Raw genomic sequence first — 23,401 nt, 5'->3', positions numbered from 1 at the left:
CCTGGCCGAGCCGGACTCGGGCATGTACGTCGAGCAGATCCACTGGCGGCTCGACGGACCGCTCGACGCCGACAGGCTCCGGGCCGCCTGGCAGTCGGCCGTCGAGCGCCATCCCATCCTGCGTACCTCGGTACGGCTCGACGACAGCGGCAGGCCTCTGCAGCTCGTGCACACCGGGGTCGAGCTCCCGTACGAGCTGATCGACCTTCCCGGCGGAGAGGCCCAGGTCGAAGCACTCGTGGCCGCGGACCGCCGCCAGGGGTTCGACTTCGCCGACGCGCCGCTGCTGCGGGTCCGGCTGATCCGCGTCGCCGACACGGTGCACCACCTGGTGTGGAGTTTCCACCACGTGCTGCTGGACGGGTGGAGTGCGACCGCGCTGCTGGGTGAGGTGTTCGCGGAGTACGAGTCCGGTGCGGTGCCCGGACCGGTGCGTCCGTACCGGGAGTTCATCGGCTGGCTCGGTGAACAGGACCTGGGTGCGGCGCAGGCGTACTGGAGGGAGGCCCTGTCCGGCTTCGAGACACCGACGGAGCTTCCGGAGGACCGTCCGGCGAACCTGCCGGAGCCCGAGGCAGAACCGGGGCGGGTGGGCACGGTGTTGTCCGCGGAGGCCGCGGCCGGTCTCGGAGCGGTGGCGCGGGCGGCGCGGGTGACGGTGGCCTCGGTGGCGCAGGCCGCATGGGGCCTGGTCCTGGCGCGGTTCGGTGGCGGTTCGGATGTCGTGTTCGGCACGACCGTCTCCGGTCGCCCGGCGGGCCTCGACGGCGTCGAAGGCATGGTGGGTCTGTTCATCAACACGCTGCCCGTACGGGTCCGGGTGGACGAGGACGCCCGCCTCACGGACCTGCTCCAGGGCATCCAGGACGACCACGCCGCGTTGCGTGAGTTCGAGTTCACCCCGCTGGCCGACGTGCAGCGGTGGAGCGAGATCCCGGCCGGCGGGTCGCTGTTCGACTCCCTGTTCGTCTTCGAGAACTACCCGCTCGGTCAAGGCGGCGCCGAACCCCTCGGCGACGGTGTGGCCGTGACCTCGCTCGGACTGCGCGAACACACCAACTATCCCCTCACCGTCGTGGTCATGCCGGGAGACGGCCTGGGCGTGGAGGTGTTCTACGACCGGTCCCGCTTCAGCGCGGAGCGGGCCGAGCGTCTCACCTCGGCCTTCGTCGGCCTGCTGGAGCAGTTCATCGAAGCTCCGCCGGACGCCACGGTCACGAGCCTGTCGGTGCTGGCGGAGGGCGAGCGGGACCGGCTCCTGACGCAGTGGAATGCGACCGCCGTCGACCTGCCGGGCCGGCCCGTGCATGAGCTGGTGTCCGCACAGGCGCATCTGCGTCCGGATGCGGTGGCGGTGGAGTTCGGTGAGGAGTCCGTCTCCTATGCCGACCTGGATGCCCGTGCGAATGAGGTGGCGCATGCGCTGATCGCGGCGGGTGTGGAGCCGGGTTCGCTGGTCGGGGTCTGCCTGGACCGCAGTGCGGAAGTACCCGCGGTATTGCTCGGTGTGTGGAAGGCCGGGGCCGGTTATGTGCCGCTGGATCCGGGTTATCCGGCGGAGCGCACCGAGTTCATGCTGGCCGACGCCGATGTGCGACTGGTGGTGACCGAGCGGTCGTTCGCGGACCGGTTCGCCGAGGTGGTGCTGCTGGACGACCTCTCCGGCTCCACTGCCGATCCGGGTGTGGTGGTGGCTCCGGACGATGTCGCGTATGTGATGTTCACGTCGGGTTCGACGGGCCGGCCGAAGGGTGTGGTGGTCGAGCACCGGTCGGTGGTGCGGCTGGTGTGGGGGCAGACCTATGCCGGGTTCGGTCCGGACAGTACACAGATGCTGCTGGCGCCCTTGGCGTTCGACGCTTCGACGTTCGAGTTGTGGGGCGCGCTGATCCACGGCGGCCGGTTGGCGGTCGCCCCGCCCGGTGTCGTGGGCGTGTCCGACCTCGCGGGTCTGATCTCCGGTCACGGGGTGCGAAACCTGTGGCTGACTGCCTCCCTGTTCAACGCCGTCGTGGACGAGGACCCCTCGGTGCTGACCGGCCTCGAACGGATCCTGGTCGGCGGTGAGGCGCTGTCCGTCCGCCATGTGCGGGCGGCACAGCAGGCGGTACCGGGCCTGCGGGTGGTCAACGGCTACGGCCCGACCGAGACGACCACCTTCGCCTGCACCTACGCCGTCCCCGAACTGGAGCAAGGAGCGCAGGGCGTGCCGATCGGCGGGCCCCTCGGCAACACCACGGCGTACGTGCTGGACGAGCGCATGGAACCCGTCCCGACAGGTGTCTCCGGCGAACTGTTCATCGGCGGCGCCGGCGTGGCCCGAGGCTATCTGCACCGCCCGGGCCAGACCGCCCAGCGGTTCGTCGCGGACCCGTTCGGCAGCGGGCCGGGTGACCGGTTGTACCGCACCGGTGATGTGGTGCGGTGGACCGCCGAAGGTGTGCTCGAATTCGTCGGCCGCGCGGACGACCAGGTGAAACTGCGTGGCTTCCGGATCGAGCTGGGCGAGGTCGAGGCGGCCGTGGCCGGACACCCCGCGGTGCAGGACGTGGTGGTGCTGGTCCACGACCAGCGACTCGTCGCCTACGTCACCCCGGCCGGCGAGGATCTCGTCGAGCAGGAGGAGTTGCGGGAGTTCGTGGCCCGCTCTCTGCCGGAATACATGGTCCCGGCCGTCGTCATGGTGCTGGAGAAGCTGCCGCTCACTCCGAGCGGCAAGCTGGACCGGCGCGCCCTGCCCGCCCCGGAGGCCGTGCACGCCGAGTACGTGGCTCCCCGGGACCGTACCGAGCTGGTGCTGGCCGAGGTGTGGGCCGAGGTCCTGGGTGTCGAACGGGTCGGCGTGCACGACAACTTCTTCGAGCTGGGCGGGGACTCCATCCTGTCCATCCAGGTGGTGGCGCGTGCCCGTGCGAGGGGGGTGGGAATCACGCCGAAGCTGGTGTTCGACCACCCCACGGTCGCCGACCTTGCCCTGGTCGCCGGAGTGGAGTCCGTCCAGGCCGAGCAGGGCGTCGTGACGGGCGAAGCACCGCTGATCCCGATCCAGGACTGGTTCTTCGGTCAGGAGCTCCCCGAGCAGGACCACTTCAACCAGTCGGTGTTGCTGAACGTCGCAGGCGCCGACCGGCAGGCCCTGGCCGCGGCGGTGGAGACGCTCCTCACCCACCATGACGCATTGCGTCTGCGGTCGGACGGCACGCGTCAGTGGTTCGCCGAGCCCGACGGCCAGGGCCTGGAGGACGCGGACGGACGCACCGCGGACGACGTGCAGGCGAGCCTGGACCTGGTGAACGGCCCGGTGGCCCGGTTCGTGCTCCTGCCCGGGGACCGGCTGCTGATCACCGTCCACCACATGGCCGTCGACGGAGTCTCCTGGCGCATCCTGCTCGAAGACCTCGCCGCCACCTACCAGGGTGCCCCGCTCGCGGCCAAGACCACCTCGTTCAAGGAGTGGGCGAAGCGTCTCCGGCAGGCGGCCGACCCGGCGGAGGACGCGTACTGGGACACCGTCCCGGCCACCGCCCTGCCCGTCGACCACCCCGGCGGCGAGAACACGCTGGCCTCGGCCGAGTCGCTCGCGGTCGAGCTGGACGAGGCGGAGACGCAGGCGTTGCTGACGGAGGTGCCGGCGGCCTACCGGACGCAGATCAACGACGTTCTGCTGACCGCGCTTTCCCAGACCCTGACCGGCTGGACGGGCCAGGAGACCGTCTCCGTCGCGCTGGAGGGCCACGGCCGTGAGGAGTTGTTCGACGACGTCGACGTCTCGCGCACGGTCGGCTGGTTCACCTCCCTGTTCCCCGTCGCCCTGGAACCGGGCGGGCAGGAACCCGGTCCGGCGCTCAAGGCGGTCAAGGAACAACTCCGCGCCGTCCCCCGCCGTGGCGTCGGCTACGGCCTGACCCACGACCTGACCGCGCTGCCCACCGGGCTGTCCTTCAACTACCTCGGACAGCTCGACGGCGGCACCGCCACCGGCGACGAACCGTTCACCCCGGTGGACGAACCCGCCGGCCGGCCGGTGTCGCTCCTCGGCCACCGCGCGCACACCCTCGACGTGAACGCCGCCGTCCGCGACGGCCGGCTCAACGTCGCCTGGACGTACTCGTCGAACCTGCACGACCGCGCCACCGTCACCGGCCTCGCCGAGGACTTCATCGCCCGGATGCGGGTGCTCATCGACCACTGCCTCAGTCCGGAGGCCGGAGGAGTGACCCCCTCCGACTTCCCGCTGGCAGGCCTGGAGGCAGGCGAGCTCGATTCGCTGCTCGACGCCCTCGACGACTTGGACAAGGAGTAACCACCGATGAAACAGAGTCGGGGCAACGTTGAGGACATCTACCCGATGTCTCCCCTGCAACAGGGCATGCTCTTCCACGGGCTGCTCGCATCGGATTCGAGCATGTACTTCCAGCGGGCGCAGTGGCTGCTCGAAGGCGAGCTGGACCCGCGGGCCCTGGAACGGGCCTGGCAGGAGACCGTCGACCGCCACCCCATCCTGCGTACGGCCTTCCTGTGGGAGAAGACCAAGCAGCCGGTGCAGGTCGTGCGGGCCAAGGTGAAGGTGCCGTTCACCCGGCACGATCTGGCGGGAGTGTCCGGGGCCGAGCAGGAGCGGAGACTGCGGGAACTGCTGGACGCGGACCAGGCCGAGGGCTTCGACTTCGCCCGGGCCCCGCTGCTGCGGGTCACCCTCGTCCGGCTGGCGCCGCGGGTGCACCGGCTGATCTGGAGCTTCCACCACGTGCTCCTCGACGGCTGGAGCCTGGTCGCCGTACTCAACGAGGTGTTCGGCCGCTACGGGGACCCGCAGTTCGCGGCACGCCCGGTGCGGCCCTATCGCGAGTACATCGACTGGCTCGGGAAGCAGGACGCGTCCGCCGCCGAGCGCTTCTGGCGGACCGCTCTGGACGGATTCGAGTCGCCGACGCCGCTGACGTTCGCCCGGCCCGCAGGCCGGGCGGACAGCGACGGCGACTCCGAACCGGGAACCCACCGGGCCGCGATCGGCCGGGACGTCTCCGACGCCCTCACCGCCCTCGCACGCTCGCGCCACCTCACCGTGAACACCATCGCCCAGGCGGCCTGGGGGCTGCTGCTCGCCCGGTACGGCGGCACCCGGGACGTCGTGTTCGGCACCACCGTGTCCGGCCGGCCGGCCGACCTGTCCGGTGTCGAGGAGATGATCGGTCTCTTCATCAACACACTGCCCGTGCGCGTGCGGATCGGTGACGCGGAACGTGTCGGCGCATGGCTCGACCGGCTCCAGAAGGAGCAGACGGAGCTGCGGCAGTACGAGTACAGCCAGCTCGCACAGATCCAGTCCTGGAGCGACGTCGATGCGGGAGCGCCGCTGTTCGAGACGCTCTTCGTCTTCGAGAACTACCCCGTCAGCGCCACCGCCGCCGGACCGTCGGACGGCTCCGAGGACGACGCCCGGACCCTGCGGATGTCGGGCATCGACAACCGGGAACACACCAACTACCCGCTCTCCGTCGCGGTCGTCGTGGGCGACGGCCTCGCCCTGGACCTGTCGTACGACCGCCGGCGCATCGACGACGCGACCGTCGAACGGCTGGTCGCGCAGTACCTCCGGCTGCTGGAGCAGATACCCGGGCGGCTCGACGACCTGGTCGCCGAGCTCTCGCCCCTCACCGAGGACGAGCGGGCCGTCCTGCTGACCGGCGGGAACGACGACGTCCTGACCGTCCCCGAGCAGATGGTGCCGGAGCAGTTCGCCCGCACGGCCCGGCGGACGCCCGACGCGCTGGCGGTCGTCGACGGCGCCCGCGAGATCACCTACGGCGAACTGCATGCCACCACCGAGCGGTTGGCGCGTCACCTGCGCGCTCTCGGCGCCGGGCCGGGAACGCTCGTCGCGGTCGGTGCCGAGCGCTCCCTCGAGATGGTCGTCGGTCTCCTGGGGACGCTGGCGGCCGGCGCCGCGTACGTCCCGCTGGATCTGGCGTATCCCGCCGAACGCACCGGGCTGATCCTCGCCGAGACGGGCGCGCAGATCGTCCTGGCCCGGCGCGACACGTCCGGCGGCCTGCCCGCGGGGGACGCGCGCGTCGTCCTGCTCGACGCGCCGGACACCTGGAGCCACGACGAGCACGCACCCGATCCGTCGGACCTCTCGGCCGACGACCTCGCCTATGTGATCTACACGTCCGGATCGACCGGGCGCCCCAAGGGCACCCTGATCGAGCACGGCGCCCTCGCGGCCTATGTCGCCGCCGCACAGCGGCTGTACTCCATCGGCGCGGGCGACCGGGTCGTGCAGTTCTCCTCGCCCGCGTTCGACGCGAGCATCGACGAGCTGATGCCCTGTCTGACCGGGGGAGCCACCCTGGTGTTCGCGGGTACCGCGACGCCCACCCCGCCCGACCTGCTGAAGGCCTGCGAGAACCTGTCCGCGAACGTCCTGATGCTCCCCACCGCCTACTGGCACGAGCTGGTCGCCACGGTCGAGACCGTTCCGGACGCGCTGCGGCTGCTGGTCATCGGCGGCGAGCAGGCACAACCGGGCGCGGTCCGGCGCTGGTTCGAGCTGACCGAGAACTCCGGCTGCCGGCTGCTCAATGCGTACGGCCCGACGGAGGTCACGGTCGGCTGCACGCTCGCCGAGCTGACCCCCGCCGGGACCGGGCTGTCACCGCACCGCGTCCCGGTCGGCCGCGCGCTGCCCAACAGCCGTGTCCACGTCCTGGACGACCGGCTGCAGCCGGTGCCGACCGGCGCACCTGGAGAGATCTGCGTGACGGGCCCCTCCCTGGCCCGCGGCTATCTGCGGCAGCCCGGACAGACGGCGAGCCGCTTCGTGGCCGACCCGTTCGCCCAGGAGCCCGGCGCCCGTCTCTACCGGACCGGGGACCTGGGACGGTATCTGCCGGACGGCACCCTCGAGGTGATCGGCCGCGTCGACAAGCAGGTCAAGCTCCGCGGCTTCCGCGTCGAGCCCGGCGAGACCGAGGCGGCCCTTGCGGCCCACCCCGAGGTGCGCGACGCGGTCGTCGACGTGGTCGGAAGCGGCACGGACAAGCGGCTCGTGGGCTATGTCGTACCGCGCGGGACACCGCCCGGCCCGAGCGAGCTGAGGGCGTTCCTGCAGCGCTCGCTCCCCGACTTCATGGTGCCCTCCGCGTTCGTGGTCCTGGACGTCCTGCCGCTCACGCCGAGCGGCAAGGTCGACCGGCGCGCGCTGCCCGCGCCCGAGGGCGCACGGCCCGCCCTGGCCACCGCGTTCGTCGCCCCGCGCGGCCCCGTCGAGACCGCCGTCGCCGAGGTGTGGGCCGAGGTGCTGGGCCTGGACCGGGTCGGAGCGCACGACAACTTCTTCGAGCTGGGCGGGGACTCGATCCTGTCCATCCAGGTCGTCGCCCGGCTGCGGCGGCGCGGCCTGGGGCTGTCTCCCAAGCAGCTGTTCGACCACCCGACGATCGCCGAACTGGCCGAGGCCGCCGATGCCACCGGCCTCGGGACCGTCCACGCCGAACAGGGCACCGTGACCGGCGAGGCGCCGCTCACCCCGATCCAGCGCTGGTTCCACGCGCAGGAACTGCCGGACCGGAACCACTACAACCAGTCGGCGCTACTGGATGTCGAGGGCCTGGACAGGGGCGCCCTCGCCGCGGCGGTCGGGGCCCTGTTCGCCCACCACGACGCGCTGCGCCTGCGCTCCGACGGCAACCGGCAGTGGTTCGCCGAGCCGGACGCGCAGGGACTGGAGGACGCCGAGGGCCGCGACGCCGACGACGTCCAGGCGAGCCTGGACCTGGTGAACGGCCCGGTCGCCCGGTTCGTCCTGCTGTCGCCCGGCCGGCTGCTGATCGCGGTCCACCACATGGCCGTCGACGCGGTCTCCTGGCGCATCCTCCTCGAGGACCTCGGCACCGGCTACGACCAGGCCCTGGCCGGGCGCGACGTCCACCTCGGCCCGAAGACCACCTCGTTCAGGCAGTGGGCGCACCGGCTGGCGGAGCTGGCCGGAAGCGGCGCGCTGGACGACGAGGACGCGTACTGGGAGAGCGTGCCCGTCACCGGCGTACCGCTGGACTTCCCGGACGGGGAGAACACGATCGACTCCGGCGGGCAGCAGACGGTCCAGCTGGACGCCGAGGAGACCCGGGCCCTGCTGACCGAGGTCCCGGCGGCCTACCGGACGCAGATCAACGACGTGCTGCTCACCGCGCTGGCGCAGACGCTGTCGAGGTGGACGGGCCAGGAGTCGGTCTCCGTCGCGCTGGAGGGCCACGGCCGCGAGGACCTCTTCGACGACGTGGACCTCTCGCGCACGGTGGGCTGGTTCACCTCGCTGTTCCCGGTCGCGCTCACCCCGGGCGGGGACGAGCCGGCAGCCGCCCTGAAGGCCGTCAAGGAGCAGCTGCGCGCGGTGCCGCGGCGCGGCATCGGCCACGGGCTGAAGCACGCGCCCGGCGGGATGCCCAGCGCCGTCAACTTCAACTACCTCGGGCGGATCGACACCTCGGGGACCGGCGAGGCCGCCGGCGCGCGGGGCACCGCCTTCGCCCCCCTGCCGGAGCCGGCCGGATCCAACACGGCCGCCTCCGGCCGGCGCGCCTGCGCCGTCGAGATCGACGCGGTCGTCAGCGAGGACCGGCTGAGCCTGCTGTGGACGTACTCGCGGAACCTGCACCGCCCCGAGACGATCGCCGCCGTCGCCGACGAGTTCCTCACCCGGCTGCGGGCGCTGATCCGGCACTGCACCGAGCCCGGATCGGGCGGCCTGACCCCGGCCGACGTTCCGCTGGCGGGCCTCGGCCAGGAGGCGCTCGACCGGCTCGTCCTCGGCGACCGCTCGATCGAGGACATCTACCCGCTGTCCCCGCTCCAGCAGGGCATGCTCTTCCACAGCCTGGCCGACCCCACTTCGGGCGTCTACGTCGAGCAGACCCACTGGAAGCTGGACGGACCCCTGGACCCCGGCCGCCTGCGCGCCGCGTGGCAGGCCACCCTGGACCGCCATCCGGCGCTGCGCACCTCGATCCTCTGGGAGGGAGTGGACCGCCCCCTTCAGATCGTGCGCAGGGGAGTGCCGGTTCCGTTCTTCGAGGAGGACCTGCGCGGAGCCACCGCGATCGAGCAGGACGCCCGCGTCCAGGCGGTCAGGGAGGACGACCGCGTCCAGGGAGGGAACCTCGCCGCCCCTCCGCTGATGCGGATCCGGCTGCTGCGGACCGGCGAGACGACCCACCACCTGCTGTGGACCTTCCACCACGTCCACCTGGACGGCTGGAGCGTCAACGCGGTGCTCGGCGAGGTGTTCGGCCGTTACCACGCGCCCGGCCCGTTCCCGGAACGTCCGGTGCGCCCCTACCGCGACTACCTCGCATGGCTGGGCGAACAGGACCACGCCGCGGCGGAGTCGTTCTGGCGCACCAAGCTCCAAGGGGACGACCCCGCCACCTGGTTCGGCATCGCCCAGAGCGACGAGGAGCAGGACGAGGAGACACCCGCCGCACAGCCCGGTCACTGGCAGACCGCTCTCCCCTCCGAGCTGACGGCGGCGCTGTCCCGCCTCGCACGGGCACAGCGCCTCACGCCGAGCACCGTGCTCCAAGGCGCCTGGGCCCTGCTCCTGGCGCGGTTCAGCGGCAAGGACGACGTGGTCTTCGGCACCACGGTCTCGGGCCGCCCCGCGGATCTCGCCGGCGTCGAGGACATGGTCGGCATGTTCATCAACACCCTGCCGGTCCGGGTCCGCATCGACGACTCCGAGCCGGTCCGGTCCTGGCTCCGGCGGCTCCAGGGCGAACAGGCCGAACTGCGGCAGTACGAGTACAGCGCGCTGGCCGACCTGCAGCGGTGGAGCGACGCCCCCGCCGGAGAGCCCCTCTTCGAGACGCTCTTCGTGTACGAGAACTTCCCCCTCCAAGCGGCGCCGGAGTCCGACCGGCCCCAGGAGCTCGCCGTCACCTCCATGAAGACCGCGGAGCACACCAACTACCCGCTGTCGATGGTCGTGGTCCCCGGCGACGGCATCGGACTGCACGCCTTCCACGACGTCGGGCGGATCGACACCGCGACGGTCCAGCGGCTCGCCGAGGCATATCTGCGCCTGCTGGACGGCATCGCCCGCTGCGACGAGTCCACGCTGGTGGCCGATCTCTCCCCGCTGGACGACGCCGAGCACGGTGCGCTGCTGGCCGGGCGCGGCGGGGCGACTCCCGAGCTGCCGGACGTGCCGGTGCACGCTCTGGTCGCCGAGCAGGCGCGGCTGCGGCCGGACGCGGTGGCGGTGGAGTACGACGGCGTCGCGCTCACCTACGGCGAACTGGACGGGCGCGCCAACCGGCTGGCGGGTGAACTGCGGGCCCGCGGGGTGGACGTGGGCTCGCCCGTCGTGGTCTGCCTGCGGCGGTCGGTGGAGCTGCCGGTGGCGCTGCTGGCCGTGTGGAAGGCCGGTGCGGCGTACGTGCCGCTGGACCCGGACCACCCGGCCGACCGGCTGGCGTTCATGCTCGACGACTCGGGTGCGACGGCGGTGGTGACGGAGCGGTCGTGCCTGGAGCGACTGCCCGCTGTGGCCGCCGAGATGGCCGTGGTGGTGCTGGACGACGAGGCGGACCGCGCGTCCGTCGAGGCCCGTCCGGTGACGGACCCCGAGTCCGGTGCGGCGCCCGGCGACTTGGCGTATGTGGTCTACACGTCGGGCTCCACGGGCCGGCCCAAGGGCGTGGGAGTCGAGCACGCGTCGATCGTCCGGCTGGTGTGGGACGCCGACTATGTGCAGCTGGGCCCGGACGCGGTGGTCGCCCAGGCCGCGGACGCGTCGTTCGACGCGCTGACGTTCGAGCTGTGGGGTCCGCTGGCCACCGGTGGCCGGGTGGTGGGCCTGTCCCGTGAGGTTCTGCTGTCGCCCGGGGATCTGGTTGCGGAGCTGCGGGCCCGGGGTGTGACGACCCTGTTCGTGACGACGGCCCTGTTCAACCAGATCGTGGCCGTCGATCCGTCGGCGTTCGGATCCCTGGACAGTCTTCTGTTCGGTGGTGAGGCGGTGGACGCCGGCCGGGTGGCCGAGGTGCTGGCGGCCGAGTCCCCTGCGCGGCTGGTCCATGTCTACGGCCCGACCGAGGCGACGACGTTCGCGTCGTGGCACGAGGTGACGGGCGTGGCGGGCCGGACGGTGCCGATCGGCCGCCCGATCGTCCATACGGAGTTGCTGGTTCTGGATGGCCGGCAGCGGCTGGTCCCGGTGGGTGTGACCGGTGAGTTGTACGTGGGCGGACCCGGTCTCGCGCGAGGCTATCTGGGACGCCCCGGTCTGACCGCCGAGCGGTTCGTGGCGCATCCGTACGCGACCGAACCGGGGGCTCGTCTCTACCGGACCGGTGACGTGGTGCGTCAGTTGCCGGACGGGGCGATCCAGTTCGTGGGCCGCAGCGACCACCAGGTGAAGCTGCGCGGCTTCCGGATCGAGCTGGGTGAGATCGAGGCCGCGTTGAGGGCGCACTCCGCGGTGCGTGACGCGGTCGTGGTCGTGACCGGGGAGGGGCGTGAGCGCCGTCTGGCGGCCTATGTCACCTTCGCCGGGGGCGAGTCGCCGGAGCACGGCGAACTGCGGGCGGCCCTGATGCGGTCGCTGCCGGAGTACATGGTGCCGGCGGCGTTCGTGGTCCTGGAGCACCTGCCGCTGACCCCGAGCGGAAAGCTCGACCGTCGTGCGCTGCCTGCCCCCGAGGCCGTACAGGCCGATTATGTGGCCGCGCGGACCGACACCGAGGCGATCCTCGCCGAGGTGTGGGCCGAGGCGCTGGGCGTCGAACGGGTCGGCATCCACGACAACTTCTTCGAACTGGGCGGCGACTCCATCCTGTCCATCCAGGTGGTCGCCCGGGCCCGCGCCAAGGGCGTGGGCATCACCCCGAAGCTGGTGTTCGACCACCCCACGGTCGCGGATCTGGCGTCGGTCGCAGGGGTGGAGTCGGTCCGCGCCGAACAGGGCGTCGTCACCGGCGAGGCACCTCTCACGCCCATCCAGTCGTGGTTCTACGGCCTGGACCTGCCGGAGCGGAACCACTTCAACCAGTCGGTGCTGCTCGATGTGACGGGCGTGGACCGTGCCGCCCTCGACACGGCCGTCCGGACGCTGATCACCCATCACGACGCGCTGCGCCTGCGGTCGGACGGCTCGCGCATGTGGTTCGCCGAGCCCGACAGCCAGGGCCTGGAGGACGCGGACGGCCGCACGGCCGACCAGGTCCAGGCAAGCCTGGACCTGGTGAACGGCCCGGTCGCCCGGTTCGTGCGTCTGTCCGAGGACCGGCTGCTCATCGCCATTCACCACATGGCCGTGGACGGAGTGTCGTGGCGGATCCTCCTGGAGGACCTTGCCGCCGCCTACCAGGGTGCGCCGCTCGCGGCCAAGACCACCTCGTTCAAGGAGTGGGCGAAGCGCCTCCGGCAGGCGGCCGACCCGGCCGAGGACGCCTACTGGGACACCGTCCCCGCCACGGCCCTGCCCGTTGACCGTCCGGGCGGCGAGAACACCGTCGCCTCTGCCGAGTCGGTGGCCGTCGGACTGGACGAGGCGGAGACCCGGGCGTTGCTGACCGAGGTGCCGGCGGCCTACCGGACGCAGATCAACGACGTTCTGCTGACCGCGCTTTCCCAGACCCTGACCGGCTGGACCGGCCAGGAGACCGTCTCCGTCGCGCTGGAGGGGCACGGCCGTGAGGAGTTGTTCGACGACGTCGACCTCTCCCGCACGGTCGGCTGGTTCACCTCCCTGTTCCCCGTCGCCCTCACCCCGGGCGGAGAATCTCCGGGTCCGGCGCTCAAGGCGGTCAAGGAACAGCTCCGCGCCGTCCCGCGCCGTGGCGTCGGCTACGGCCTGACCCACGACCTGACCGCCCTGTCCGCCGGACTGTCCTTCAACTACCTCGGACAACTGGACTCGCTCTCCTCCAGCGGCCCGTTCGGCGCGGTCGCCGAGCCCGCCGGGGCCGTGGCCGCCGGGACGGGGCGTCGCGCGCACCTCATCGATGTCAGCGGTGCGGTCGGCGACGGCCGGCTGACCATCGACTGGACCTACTCCGCGAACCTGCACGACCGGGCGACCGTCACCGCACTGGCCGAGGAGTTCGTCTCCCGGCTCCGGGCGCTGGTCGAGCACTGCCTGACCCCGGACGCCGGCGGACTGACGCCGTCCGACGTGCCGCTGGCCGGCCTCGACCAGCACACCCTGGACGCGCTCGCCGACCGCTCGGTCGAGGACATCTATCCGCTGGCCCCGCTGCAGCAGGGCATGCTGTTCCACGCGCTGGCGGAACCCGACTCCGGCCTGTACGTCGAGCAGATCCACTGGCGGCTCGAAGGCGACCTGGACCTCGAACGGCTGCCCGCCGCCTGGCAGGCCACCGTGGAGGACCACGCCATCCTGCGGACCGCGTTCCGGCTCGACGAGGACGGCAGGGCGCTGCAGATCGTCCATTCGGACGTGCGCGTGCCGTTGGCCCGGCACGACCTGCGCGGCCTGGACGACGCCGCCCAGGCGGAGCGGATCCAGGAGGTGCTGCGGGAGGACCGCGAACGCGGGTTCGACCTCGCGGCCGCGCCCCTGCTGAGGCTGTGCCTGCTGCGCACGTCCGCCAAGACCCATCACCTCGTCTGGACGTTCCACCACATCCTGCTGGACGGATGGAGCACCGGCGCGGTCCTGTCGCAGGTCTTCGCACGGTACGGCGACCGGAACCTCCGGCCGGCTCCGGCCCCTCGCCCGTACCGCGACTTCGTCGCATGGCTGGCCGGGCAGAAGGCACCCGAGGACTACTGGCGACGCGCCCTGGCAGGGTTCACCGAGCGTACGTCCTTGGGCCTTGCGGATCCGCTGTCCGAGCCCGGCCGGCCGGCCGGGCACGACGCAGACGACCCGGATCACGCCTGCGAATGGGAGACCCGGCTCGGTGGTGAGGCCACCCGGCGGATCGGCGACTTCGCCAAGTCGCGGGGGCTGACGCTGAACACCCTCGTCCAGGGTGCCTGGGCCCTCGTCCTGGCCCGCTACAGCGGGCGCGACGACGTGCTGTTCGGGACCACGGTCTCCGGACGGCCGGCGCAGCTGCCCGGAGTCGAGGACATGGTCGGGCTGTTCATCAACACGCTGCCGGTGCGGGTGGGCCTCGATGCCTCGACGCCGGTCGTCGACTGGCTGCGCGAACTCCAGCGGCAGCAGTCCGAACAGCGGCAGTACAGCTACAGCTCGCTGGTCGACGTGCAGCGCTGGAGCGAGATCCCGCCGGGCGAGCAGATGTTCGACTCTCTGCTGATCTTCGAGAACTTCCCGGCGGGGGCCGCGCCCGAGCAGGACGACAGCCGGGAGCTGGCCATCCTCCCGGTGAGCACCCGGGAGCGGACCAACTACCCGCTGACCGCGGTCGTCGTCCCGGGCGCGGAACTCTCGGTGAACCTCACCTACGACCGGGACCGCTACGCGGCCGCGGCGGTGGAGCGGCTGGGCCGCCACTACCTGCGCGCGCTGGACTTGATCACCGGGAACCCGGGGGCCGCGCTCGGAGAGCTGTCCCTGGTGGACCCCGAGGAACGGGAGCGGGTGATCACCGGCTGGAACGCGACGGCGCGGGAGGCGGCCCCCTCCACCCTGCCGGAGCTGTTTAGGCGTCAGGTGGCCCGCACCCCGGACGCTTTGGCGGTCGTCGCGGGCGACCGGACGCTGACGTACCGCGAGCTCGACGCGCGGGCCGACCGGATCGCCCGCAGGCTGCGGGCGGAGGGCGTCGCCCCCGGCTCGATCGTCGGGCTGTGCCTGGACCGGGGAATCGACGCCGTGGCCGCCGTGCTCGGTGTGCTGAAGGCAGGGGGCGCCTATCTGCCGCTCGACCCGGCCCACCCGCGGGCCAGGCTGTCCGCGATGCTGGCGGAGGCCGAGGCGGTCCTCCTCGTGACCACGGCCTCGATCACCGGGGCCGGCGGTTTCCCCGAGTTCGCCGGGACGACCCTGGACCTGGATCGGGACCTGGAGACCGGCGAACCGGCCGGGCCCGACGACGGCGGTGATCCGCCCCTGCCGGCCACGCCCGAGGACGTCGCCTACGTCATCTACACCTCCGGTTCCACCGGACGTCCCAAGGGCGTCATGGTGGAGCACTCGAGCGCGGTCGAGCTCGCCAGGACGCTCGGGGAGCAGCTCGCCGGCCTGGACGGCCCGCGGGTGAGCCTCATGGCGTCGCTCTCCTTCGACGCCTCCGTCCAGCAGCTGCTCCTGCTGCTGCACGGTGCGACGCTGCACATCGTCCCCGACGAGCTCCGGCGGGACGCGGCGGCCTGCGTCGCCCACATCCGGACGGCGGGTCTCGACCTGATCGACTGCACCCCCACACAGCTCGAGGCGCTGCTGGAGGCCGGGCTCACGGGGCCGCTGCGCATCTGGGTGGGCGGCGAGCGCGTCGGCGAGCGGCTGTGGCGCAGGCTCGCCGACGCCCCCGGGCTGTCGGCGGTGAACATGTACGGCCTCACCGAATGCACCGTGGACAGCACCCTGGCCCCGGTGGACGGGAGCCGCACCCCGTCGATCGGGCGCCCGATGCCCGGTACCCGCGTCTACGTGCTCGACGGACGGCTGGAACCGGTGCCCGTCGGTGTGGTCGGCGAGATCTGCATCGGCGGGACCGGGGTGAGCCGCGGCTATCTGCACCGCCCCGGGGCGACGGCCGAGCGCTTCGTCGCGGACCCGCACGGCGGGCGGGGCGCCCGGCTGTACCGCACGGGGGACCTGGGCCGCCGGCGGACCGACGGGACCCTCGAGTACATCGGCCGCGCCGACCAGCAGGTGAAGGTCCGGGGCTTCCGGATCGAGCCGGCCGAGATCGAGGCGGCGCTGCTCACCCATCCCGCCGTGCGGGAGGCCGTGGTGACGGCCGACGACGACCGTCTGACGGCCTACCTGACGACGGCGGCGGAGACCGAGACGCCCGCGGTCGGCGAGCTGCGCGCCCACCTGCGGCAGAGCCTGCCCGACTTCATGCTGCCGGCCGCCTTCGTGGCACTGGAGGAGCTGCCCCGGACACCGAACGGCAAGCTCGACCGTTCCGCGCTCGTCCCGTCCGGCGAGGCGAGGCTGGGCACGGGCGCCGTCCATGTCGCCCCGCGCACCCCCACCGAGCGGACCCTGGCCGGCATCTGGGCCGATGTCCTCGGCGTCGAACGTGTCGGCGTCCACGACAACTTCTTCGAACTCGGCGGGGACTCCATCCTGTCCCTGCAGGTGGTGACCCGCGCCGGTGCGCAGGGCGTCGTACTGACCCCCAAGCTCGTCTTCGAGTATCCGACCGTCGCCCTGCTCGCCGAGGCGGCGGCCGGCGCCCCGGCCTCCACCGAGACCGAGGCAGGCCCCGCCGACGCCCTGGACCACTACCGGACCGAGTGGGAGCGTCAGGCCGGACCCCACCCCGAAGTGACGGACGCCTATCCGCTGTCCCCGCTCCAGCACGGCATGCTCTTCCACGCCCTGGCGGCGCCGGAGGCGGGCATGTACGTCGAGCAGATCCACTGGCGCCTGGACGGCCCGCTCGACGCGGACCGGATGCGCGACGCCTGGCAGCGGATGCTGGACCGGCACCCGGTGCTGCGCACGGCGATCTGGAACCCCGCCTCGGGCCGGGCCCTTCAGCTGGTCCACGCCCGGGTCGCCGTCCCGTTCCACGAGCACGACCTGACCGGTGCCGAGGAGCAGGAGCAGCAGCGGCTGATCCGGGAACTGCTCGACGAGGACCGGCGCCGCGGATTCGACTTCTCGGCGGCGCCGCTGCTGCGCATCCATCTCGTCCGGACCGCGGACGACACCCACCACCTGCTGTGGAGCTTCCACCACATGCTGCTGGACGGGTGGAGCGTCAACACGGTGCTGGCGGAGGTGTTCGGCGTCTACGCCGCCCCGGAGGGGACCGCGGGCGACGTGCTTCCTCCGGTGCGCCCGTTCCGCGACTACATCGCCTGGCTCGACCGGCAGGACCCCGACGCCGCGCAGACCTACTGGCAACGGGCGCTGGCCGGCTTCGACACCGCCACCCCCCTCGGCGTCGACCGTCCGGCCCGGCCCGGCCTGCCGCAGACACCGCCGGGCGAGTGGGAGGTGTCGCTGTCGGAGGCCGACACCGTGTCCGTCACCGACGCCGCCCGCTCGGGCCGGTGGACGCTGAACACGCTGGCCCAGGCGGCGTGGGCGGTGCTCCTCGGCCGGTACGGAGGCGAGCGCGACGTGGTGTTCGGCACCGTCGACGCCGGACGTCCGGCCTCGCTGACCGGGGTCGAGGACATGGTCGGCCTGTTCATGAACACCCTTCCGGTCCGGGTCCGGCTGGACGACGCCGAGCGGGTGGCGGACTGCCTGGACCGGCTGCAGCGGGACCAGGCGCAGGCCCGGGAGTACGGCCACAGCCCGTTGGTGTCGGTGCAGCGGTGGAGCGACGTCCCGCCGAACGAGCCGCTCTTCGAATCCCTCCTGGTCTTCGAGAACGTCCCGTTCGGCGCGCTGCCCGAGGAAGCGTCCGAACTCGACCTCCGGCTGACCTCGGTCGACATGCGGGAACACATCAACTACCCGCTGTCGATCGCGCTCGTGGGCGGGGAGCGGTTCACCTGCCACCTCTACTACGACCAGCGGCGCTTCACCGCCGAGGCCGTCCGGAAACTGACCGACGACTTCCTGGCCCTGCTGCTGGAGATCGCGCGGCGGCCGGACGCGCAGGTCGCCGAGCTGTCCCCGCTGTCCCCCCAGGACGTCCGGACGCTGCTGACGCACGGACGTGGACCCGACGCCGCGACCCGGCCGACGCTCGTGCCGGCCCGGCTGGCCGAGATCGCACGCGCCCGGCCGGACGCCGTGGCGCTGGAGACCACGGACGGCACCGTGATCAGCCACCGCGAGCTGGACGCCCGGGTGCGCGGGGTGGCCGCGGCCCTGCGCGCCCGCGGCGTCGGTGCCGAGGAACCCGTCGCGGTCCTGCTGGAGCGCTCGGTGGACTGGGCGGTCGCCGTGCTCGGGGTCCTGCGGGCCGGGGCCATGTACGTGCCGCTGGATCCGCGGTACCCGGACGACCGGCTCGCCCTGTATCTCCAGGACACCGGGGCCCGTACCGTCCTGACCTCGACCGGGCCGGCGCCCCGCCTGACCGGCCGGGCGGTGCCCCTCGCGATCGGGGACTGTCCCGCGGCGCCCGGCGACGGTCCGCTCGACATCACGCCGGACCGACTGGCGTACGTCATGTATACGTCGGGCTCGACCGGGCGTCCCAAGGGCGTGCTCGTCGAGCACGGCGGCCTGGCCAACCTCATCTCCGCCGACATCGACGAGTTCGGCCTGGACGAGGACAGCAGGGTGCTCAGCTTCGCGCCGCTCGGCTTCGACCTGTCGGTTCAGGAGCTGCTGATGACACTCTGCGCGGGCGGGCGGCTGATCCTGGCCCCGCAGGACCAGCTGCTCCCCGACCAGGGGCTCGCCGGGATCCTCCGCGAGCACCGGGTCACCCATCTGCAGATGCCGCCGCAGGCCTGGGCGGGCCTGGACCCGCACACCGTGCCCGAACTGCGGACCGTGCTGACCGGTTCCGACCGGGTGCCCGCCGAGCTCACGGCGGCATGGGCGGGCAAACAGGTCCTCAACGTGTACGGGTCCACCGAGGCCACCGCCGACAGCACGGTCCATCTGTGCGACCCCGACGACGGCGACACGCCGCCCGTCGGCCGGCCGATCGCGGGGACACGCGTCTACCTGCTCGACGACCGCGCGGAGCTGGTGCCGCCCGGCACCGTCGGAGAGATCTGCCTGGGCGGGGTCGGGGTGGCCCGCGGCTACCTGGGGCAGCCGGGACTGACGGCCGCGAAGTTCACGGCCGACCCGTATGGCGATGTCCCGGGCGCCCGCCTGTACCGCACCGGTGACCTCGGCAGATGGCGTGCCGACGGCGTCCTGGAGTTCCTCGGCCGCGCCGACCACCAGGTGAAGGTGCGCGGCTTCCGGGTCGAGCTCGGCGAGGTCGAGGCCGCACTCCTGCGGCGGCCCGAGGTGCGCAACGCGATCGTGGTCGCCCGCGAGCGCAGGCTCGTCGGCTACGTCGTACCGGAGACGGCGCCCCTGGACACCGCCCAACTCAGGGACGGGCTGCGCGACGTGCTGCCCGACCACATGGTGCCCTCCGTGATCGTGCCCCTGGAGACCCTGCCGCTCACCACGTCCGGCAAGATCGACCGCCGGGCGCTGCCGGACCCCAAGGAGCTGCGGACCGGCCGGGCCGCCACCCTGCCGCGCAACCCGACCGAGGAGATCGTCGCGGCGGTCTGGGCGGACGTGCTGGAACTGCCGTACGTCGGGGTCGAGGAGTCCTTCTTCGACCTGGGCGGTGACTCCATCGTCTCCATCCAGCTGGCCGCCCGGCTGTCGGCCGCGCTCGGTGCCGAATTCGCCCTCCGGGACGTCTTCGCCGCGCCGACCGTCGCGGAGCAGGCCGCCCTGGTGCGCGGCAGGAAGGGCAGGCGGCTGCCGCCGCTCGTCCCCGTCGACCGCGGCGCGGACCTCGCGCTGTCGTACAACCAGCGGCGGCTGTGGTTCGTGGAGCAGCTCCACCCCGGCACCGCCGGGTACAACACCGGCACGACCCTGCGGCTGCGCGGGCGGCTCGACCGGGAGGCCCTGCGCGGCGCGCTCGACACGCTGATCCACCGTCACGAGGTGCTGCGCACCCGCTATGCGACGGTCGGCGGCGAACCCGTCCAGGTGGTGGCGCCGCCCTCGCCGGCCGTTCTCAGCGAGTACGAGGTGACGGGCCCGGACGCGGACGAGCGGGCGCGAAGCATCGTGACCGAGGAACTCGACCGCCCCTACGACCTGGCCGCGGGCCCGCTGCTGCGGTGCTCCCTGGTGCGCCTCGGCGACGACGACCACGTCCTGACGCTCGGCCTGCACCACAGCGTGTGCGACGGCTGGTCGCTGGGCGTCCTCATGTCCGAGCTGACCACCGTGTACGCCGCCCTCACGGCGGGCGAGCCCGCGGCACTGCCGCCGCTGCCGGTGCAGTACGCCGACTACGCGGCGTGGCAGCGGCAGTGGCTGTCCGGCGACGAGCTCGCCGCGCAGCGCGACGCCTGGCTGGCCGAGCTGTCCGGCATGCCCCCGGTGCTGGAGCTGCCCGTCGACCGGCCCCGGCCCGCGGTGGCCGGAATGGGGGGTTCCACGCACACCTTCACCGTTCCGGAGGAGCTGTCCCGGCGGCTCACCGCCCTCGGACGGCAGCACGACGCGACGCCGTTCATGGTGCTGCTCGCCGCGTACACGGCGCTGCTGGGACGCTGGAGCGGCCAGGAGGACTTCGCCGTCGGGGTGCCGATCGCCGGCCGCGACCGTCCCGAGACCCAGGACCTGGTGGGCTTCTTCGTCAACACCCTCGTCATGCGCGGCGACCTGGGCGGCGACCCCGGGTTCGACGCACTGCTGGACCGGGTGCGTGCGACCGCGCTGCGGGCCTACGACCACCAGGACATGCCCTTCGAGCTGCTGGTGGAGGAGCTGGCCCCGACCCGGAGCCTGGACCGCCACCCGCTGTTCCAGACGGTGTTCTCGCTGCAGAACGTGCCCGGCGGCCACCTCCGTCCGCCCGGTCTGGAGCTGGAGCCGTTCGAACTGCCCGTCACCACGACCAACTTCGACCTCAGCCTGCACATGGTGACCTCCGACGAGGGCTTCGCCGGGGTCTTCGAGTACGCCACCGAGCTGTTCGAGGAGGAGACCGTCGAGCTGCTGTCGCAGCGCTTCGTGCGGTTGCTGGAGGCCGTCGCGGACCGCCCCGGGACGGCCCTGTCCGACCTGCCCCTGCTGTCGGCCGAGGAGCGGACGGAGGCGGAACGCGGCGCACGCGGGCCCGTCGTGCCGCTGCCTCCCGAGGCGCTGCACGAGCTGGTCGCGGCGCAGGCACGGCGGCGTCCGGACGCGGTGGCCGTCGAGTTCGAGGGCCGGGAGCTGACCTACGCCGGGCTCGTCGCGGACGCCAACCGGCTGGCCCGGCGGCTGCGTGCCGCCGGCGTGCGCGACGGCGACCTCGTCGGGGTCTGCGTCGAGCGGTCGCTCGACCTTCCCGTCGTCCTGCTCGCCGTGCTCACGGCGGGCGCCGCCTACGTCCCGCTCGACCCGCAGTACCCGGCCGCACGGCTGGCGCTGATGACGGAGGACGCCGGGGCGTCGGTGATCGTCACCCAGCGCCGGCTGCGCGACCGGCTCCCGGGCACGGACGCGACGGTCGTCGTCCTGGAGGACCCGGCGGAGGGGGAGGGTGACGTCCGCGACGACGCGCCCGCCACCGGCGCGGGTCCCGACTCGGCGGTCTACGCGATGTTCACCTCCGGATCGACGGGCCGCCCCAAGGGCGTGCTGGTCGACCACCGGGCGGTGGTCCGCCTCATCACCGGCCAGGAGTTCGCCCGGCTCGGTCCGGACGAGACCCTGGTGCAGCTCGCACCCGTCGCCTTCGACGCCTCGACCCTCGAGCTGTGGGGCGCGCTCGCGCACGGCGCCCGGCTGCTGGTCGCCCCTCCCGGCGCGACGGGCGTCGACGGCCTGCGCGAGCTGCTGGCCGGACGCGAGGTGAGCGTGCTCTGGCTGACCTCCTCGCTGTTCAACGTCGTCGTCGACGAGGACCCCCAGGTGCTGTCGGGCGTGCGGGAACTGCTCATCGGGGGTGAGGCACTGTCGGCCCACCACGTCCGGGCCGCCCTCGACGCACTGCCCGCGATCCGCATCGTCAACGGCTACGGGCCGACGGAGAGCACCACCTTCGCCTGCTGCCACCCGATCTCCCGCGATCTGGACCCACTGGCCGGTCCGATCCCGATCGGACGGCCGATCGCGGGCACCGAGGCGTGGGTCCTCGACGCCGCGATGAACCCCGTGCCCCGGGGAACCACCGGGGAGCTGTACCTGGGCGGGGCGGGACTGGCCCGCGGGTACCTGGGCAGGCCCGGCCCGACCGCGCGGAGCTTCGTGGCCCACCCGTTCGCCGCCGGACCCGGCGAGCGGCTCTACCGCACCGGCGACCTGGTGCGCCACCGCCCCGACGGCACCCTGGAGTTCATCGGCAGGGCCGACGAACAGATCAAGGTCCGCGGCTTCCGGGTCGAGCCCACCGAGATCGAGACGGTCCTCAAGACCCACCCCGGGGTGCGGGACGCCGCCGTCCTCGCGCACGGACGGGGCGGTGCCCGGCACCTCGCCGCCCACCTGGTGCTCGGCGAGCGTCCCCCGGGTGTTCCCGAACTCCGTGCCCACCTCGCGGAAGTGCTGCCGGAGCACATGATCCCGGCGGCGTTCCACGCCGTGCCCGCCCTGCCGCTGACGCCCAGCGGCAAGGTCGACCGGCAAGGGCTGGCCGCGCTCGGCGTCCAGGGGCCGCTGCAGGCGGAGTACGTGCCGCCGGGCACCGCCACCGAGGAGCTCGTGGCCGCACTGTGGGCCGAGCAACTGGACCTGGACCGCGTCGGCGCCGCGGACGACTTCTTCGCGGTGGGCGGCCACTCGCTGGCCGCGATCCGGCTGCTGACCCGGATCGAGGCGGTCACCGGAGTCCGGCTCCCGGTACGGGAGGTGTTCGCCCGGCCCACCGTCGCCGAACTCGCGGCCGAGATCGACCGCCGGGGCACCGGCAACGGCGAACCCGGGCCCGCGGACCGGATCGTGACGTTCAGCTCCGGTTCCCGGCCGCCCCGGGTGGTGTTCGTCCACCCGGCCGGTGCCAGCGCCTACCCGTACCTGGAACTGGCCCGGGAGCTCGGCGACGACCGGACGGTCCTCGGGATCCAGGCCCCCGAACTGGACGGCGGCCGCACCGAGGGGCGGACCATCGAGGAGATGGCGGCCGCGTACGCCGACCTGCTCCTGGACCTGCCGGGGGAGGAGCCGGGAGCCGTGCCGCCCACCGTGCTGGCCGGCTGGTCGCTGGGCGGTGTGCTGGCGCTCGAGATGGCCCGCAGGCTGCGGGCCGCCGGGCACGAACCGCCGCTGGTGGCCCTGCTCGACAGCTCGCTGCCGCCCGCCCTGACCTCCTCGGCCGCATCCGAGCTGACCCCCGAGGACCGCGCCCTGCTCGACGACCCCGAGGTCCCCGAGCCGATCCGAGAGCTGGCCCGCCGCCAACTCGACGCCTACCGCTCCTACCGGCCCGCCCCGTTCGACGGACGCGTGCTGCTGTTCGTCGCGGGCCTGGAGGACGACGGCAGCCCGCGGCCGGAGTCCACGGCCACCAAGGCCGCCTGGGCTCCCGTGCTGACGGGGGAGACCGAGGAGGAGAACGTGGCCGCCGGCCACGCATCCCTGATGTCGGGCGAGGCCGTCCAGGCCGTCGCCCGGGCACTGCGCGAACGGCTCAGGCCGCTGTGA

The 23,401-nt window shown here is 72.8% G+C and carries 1 pseudogene (running past one end of the window); it reads left to right on the top strand.

Annotated elements, in window-relative coordinates:
- Nucleotides 1-23,401: pseudogene (locus ACZ44S_RS04830) on the top strand (non-ribosomal peptide synthase/polyketide synthase) (it extends 6,050 nt beyond the left edge of the window).

The organism is Streptomyces malachitofuscus (genome assembly GCF_055571035.1).
This window is presented reverse-complemented; position numbering and strand designations above follow the sequence as displayed.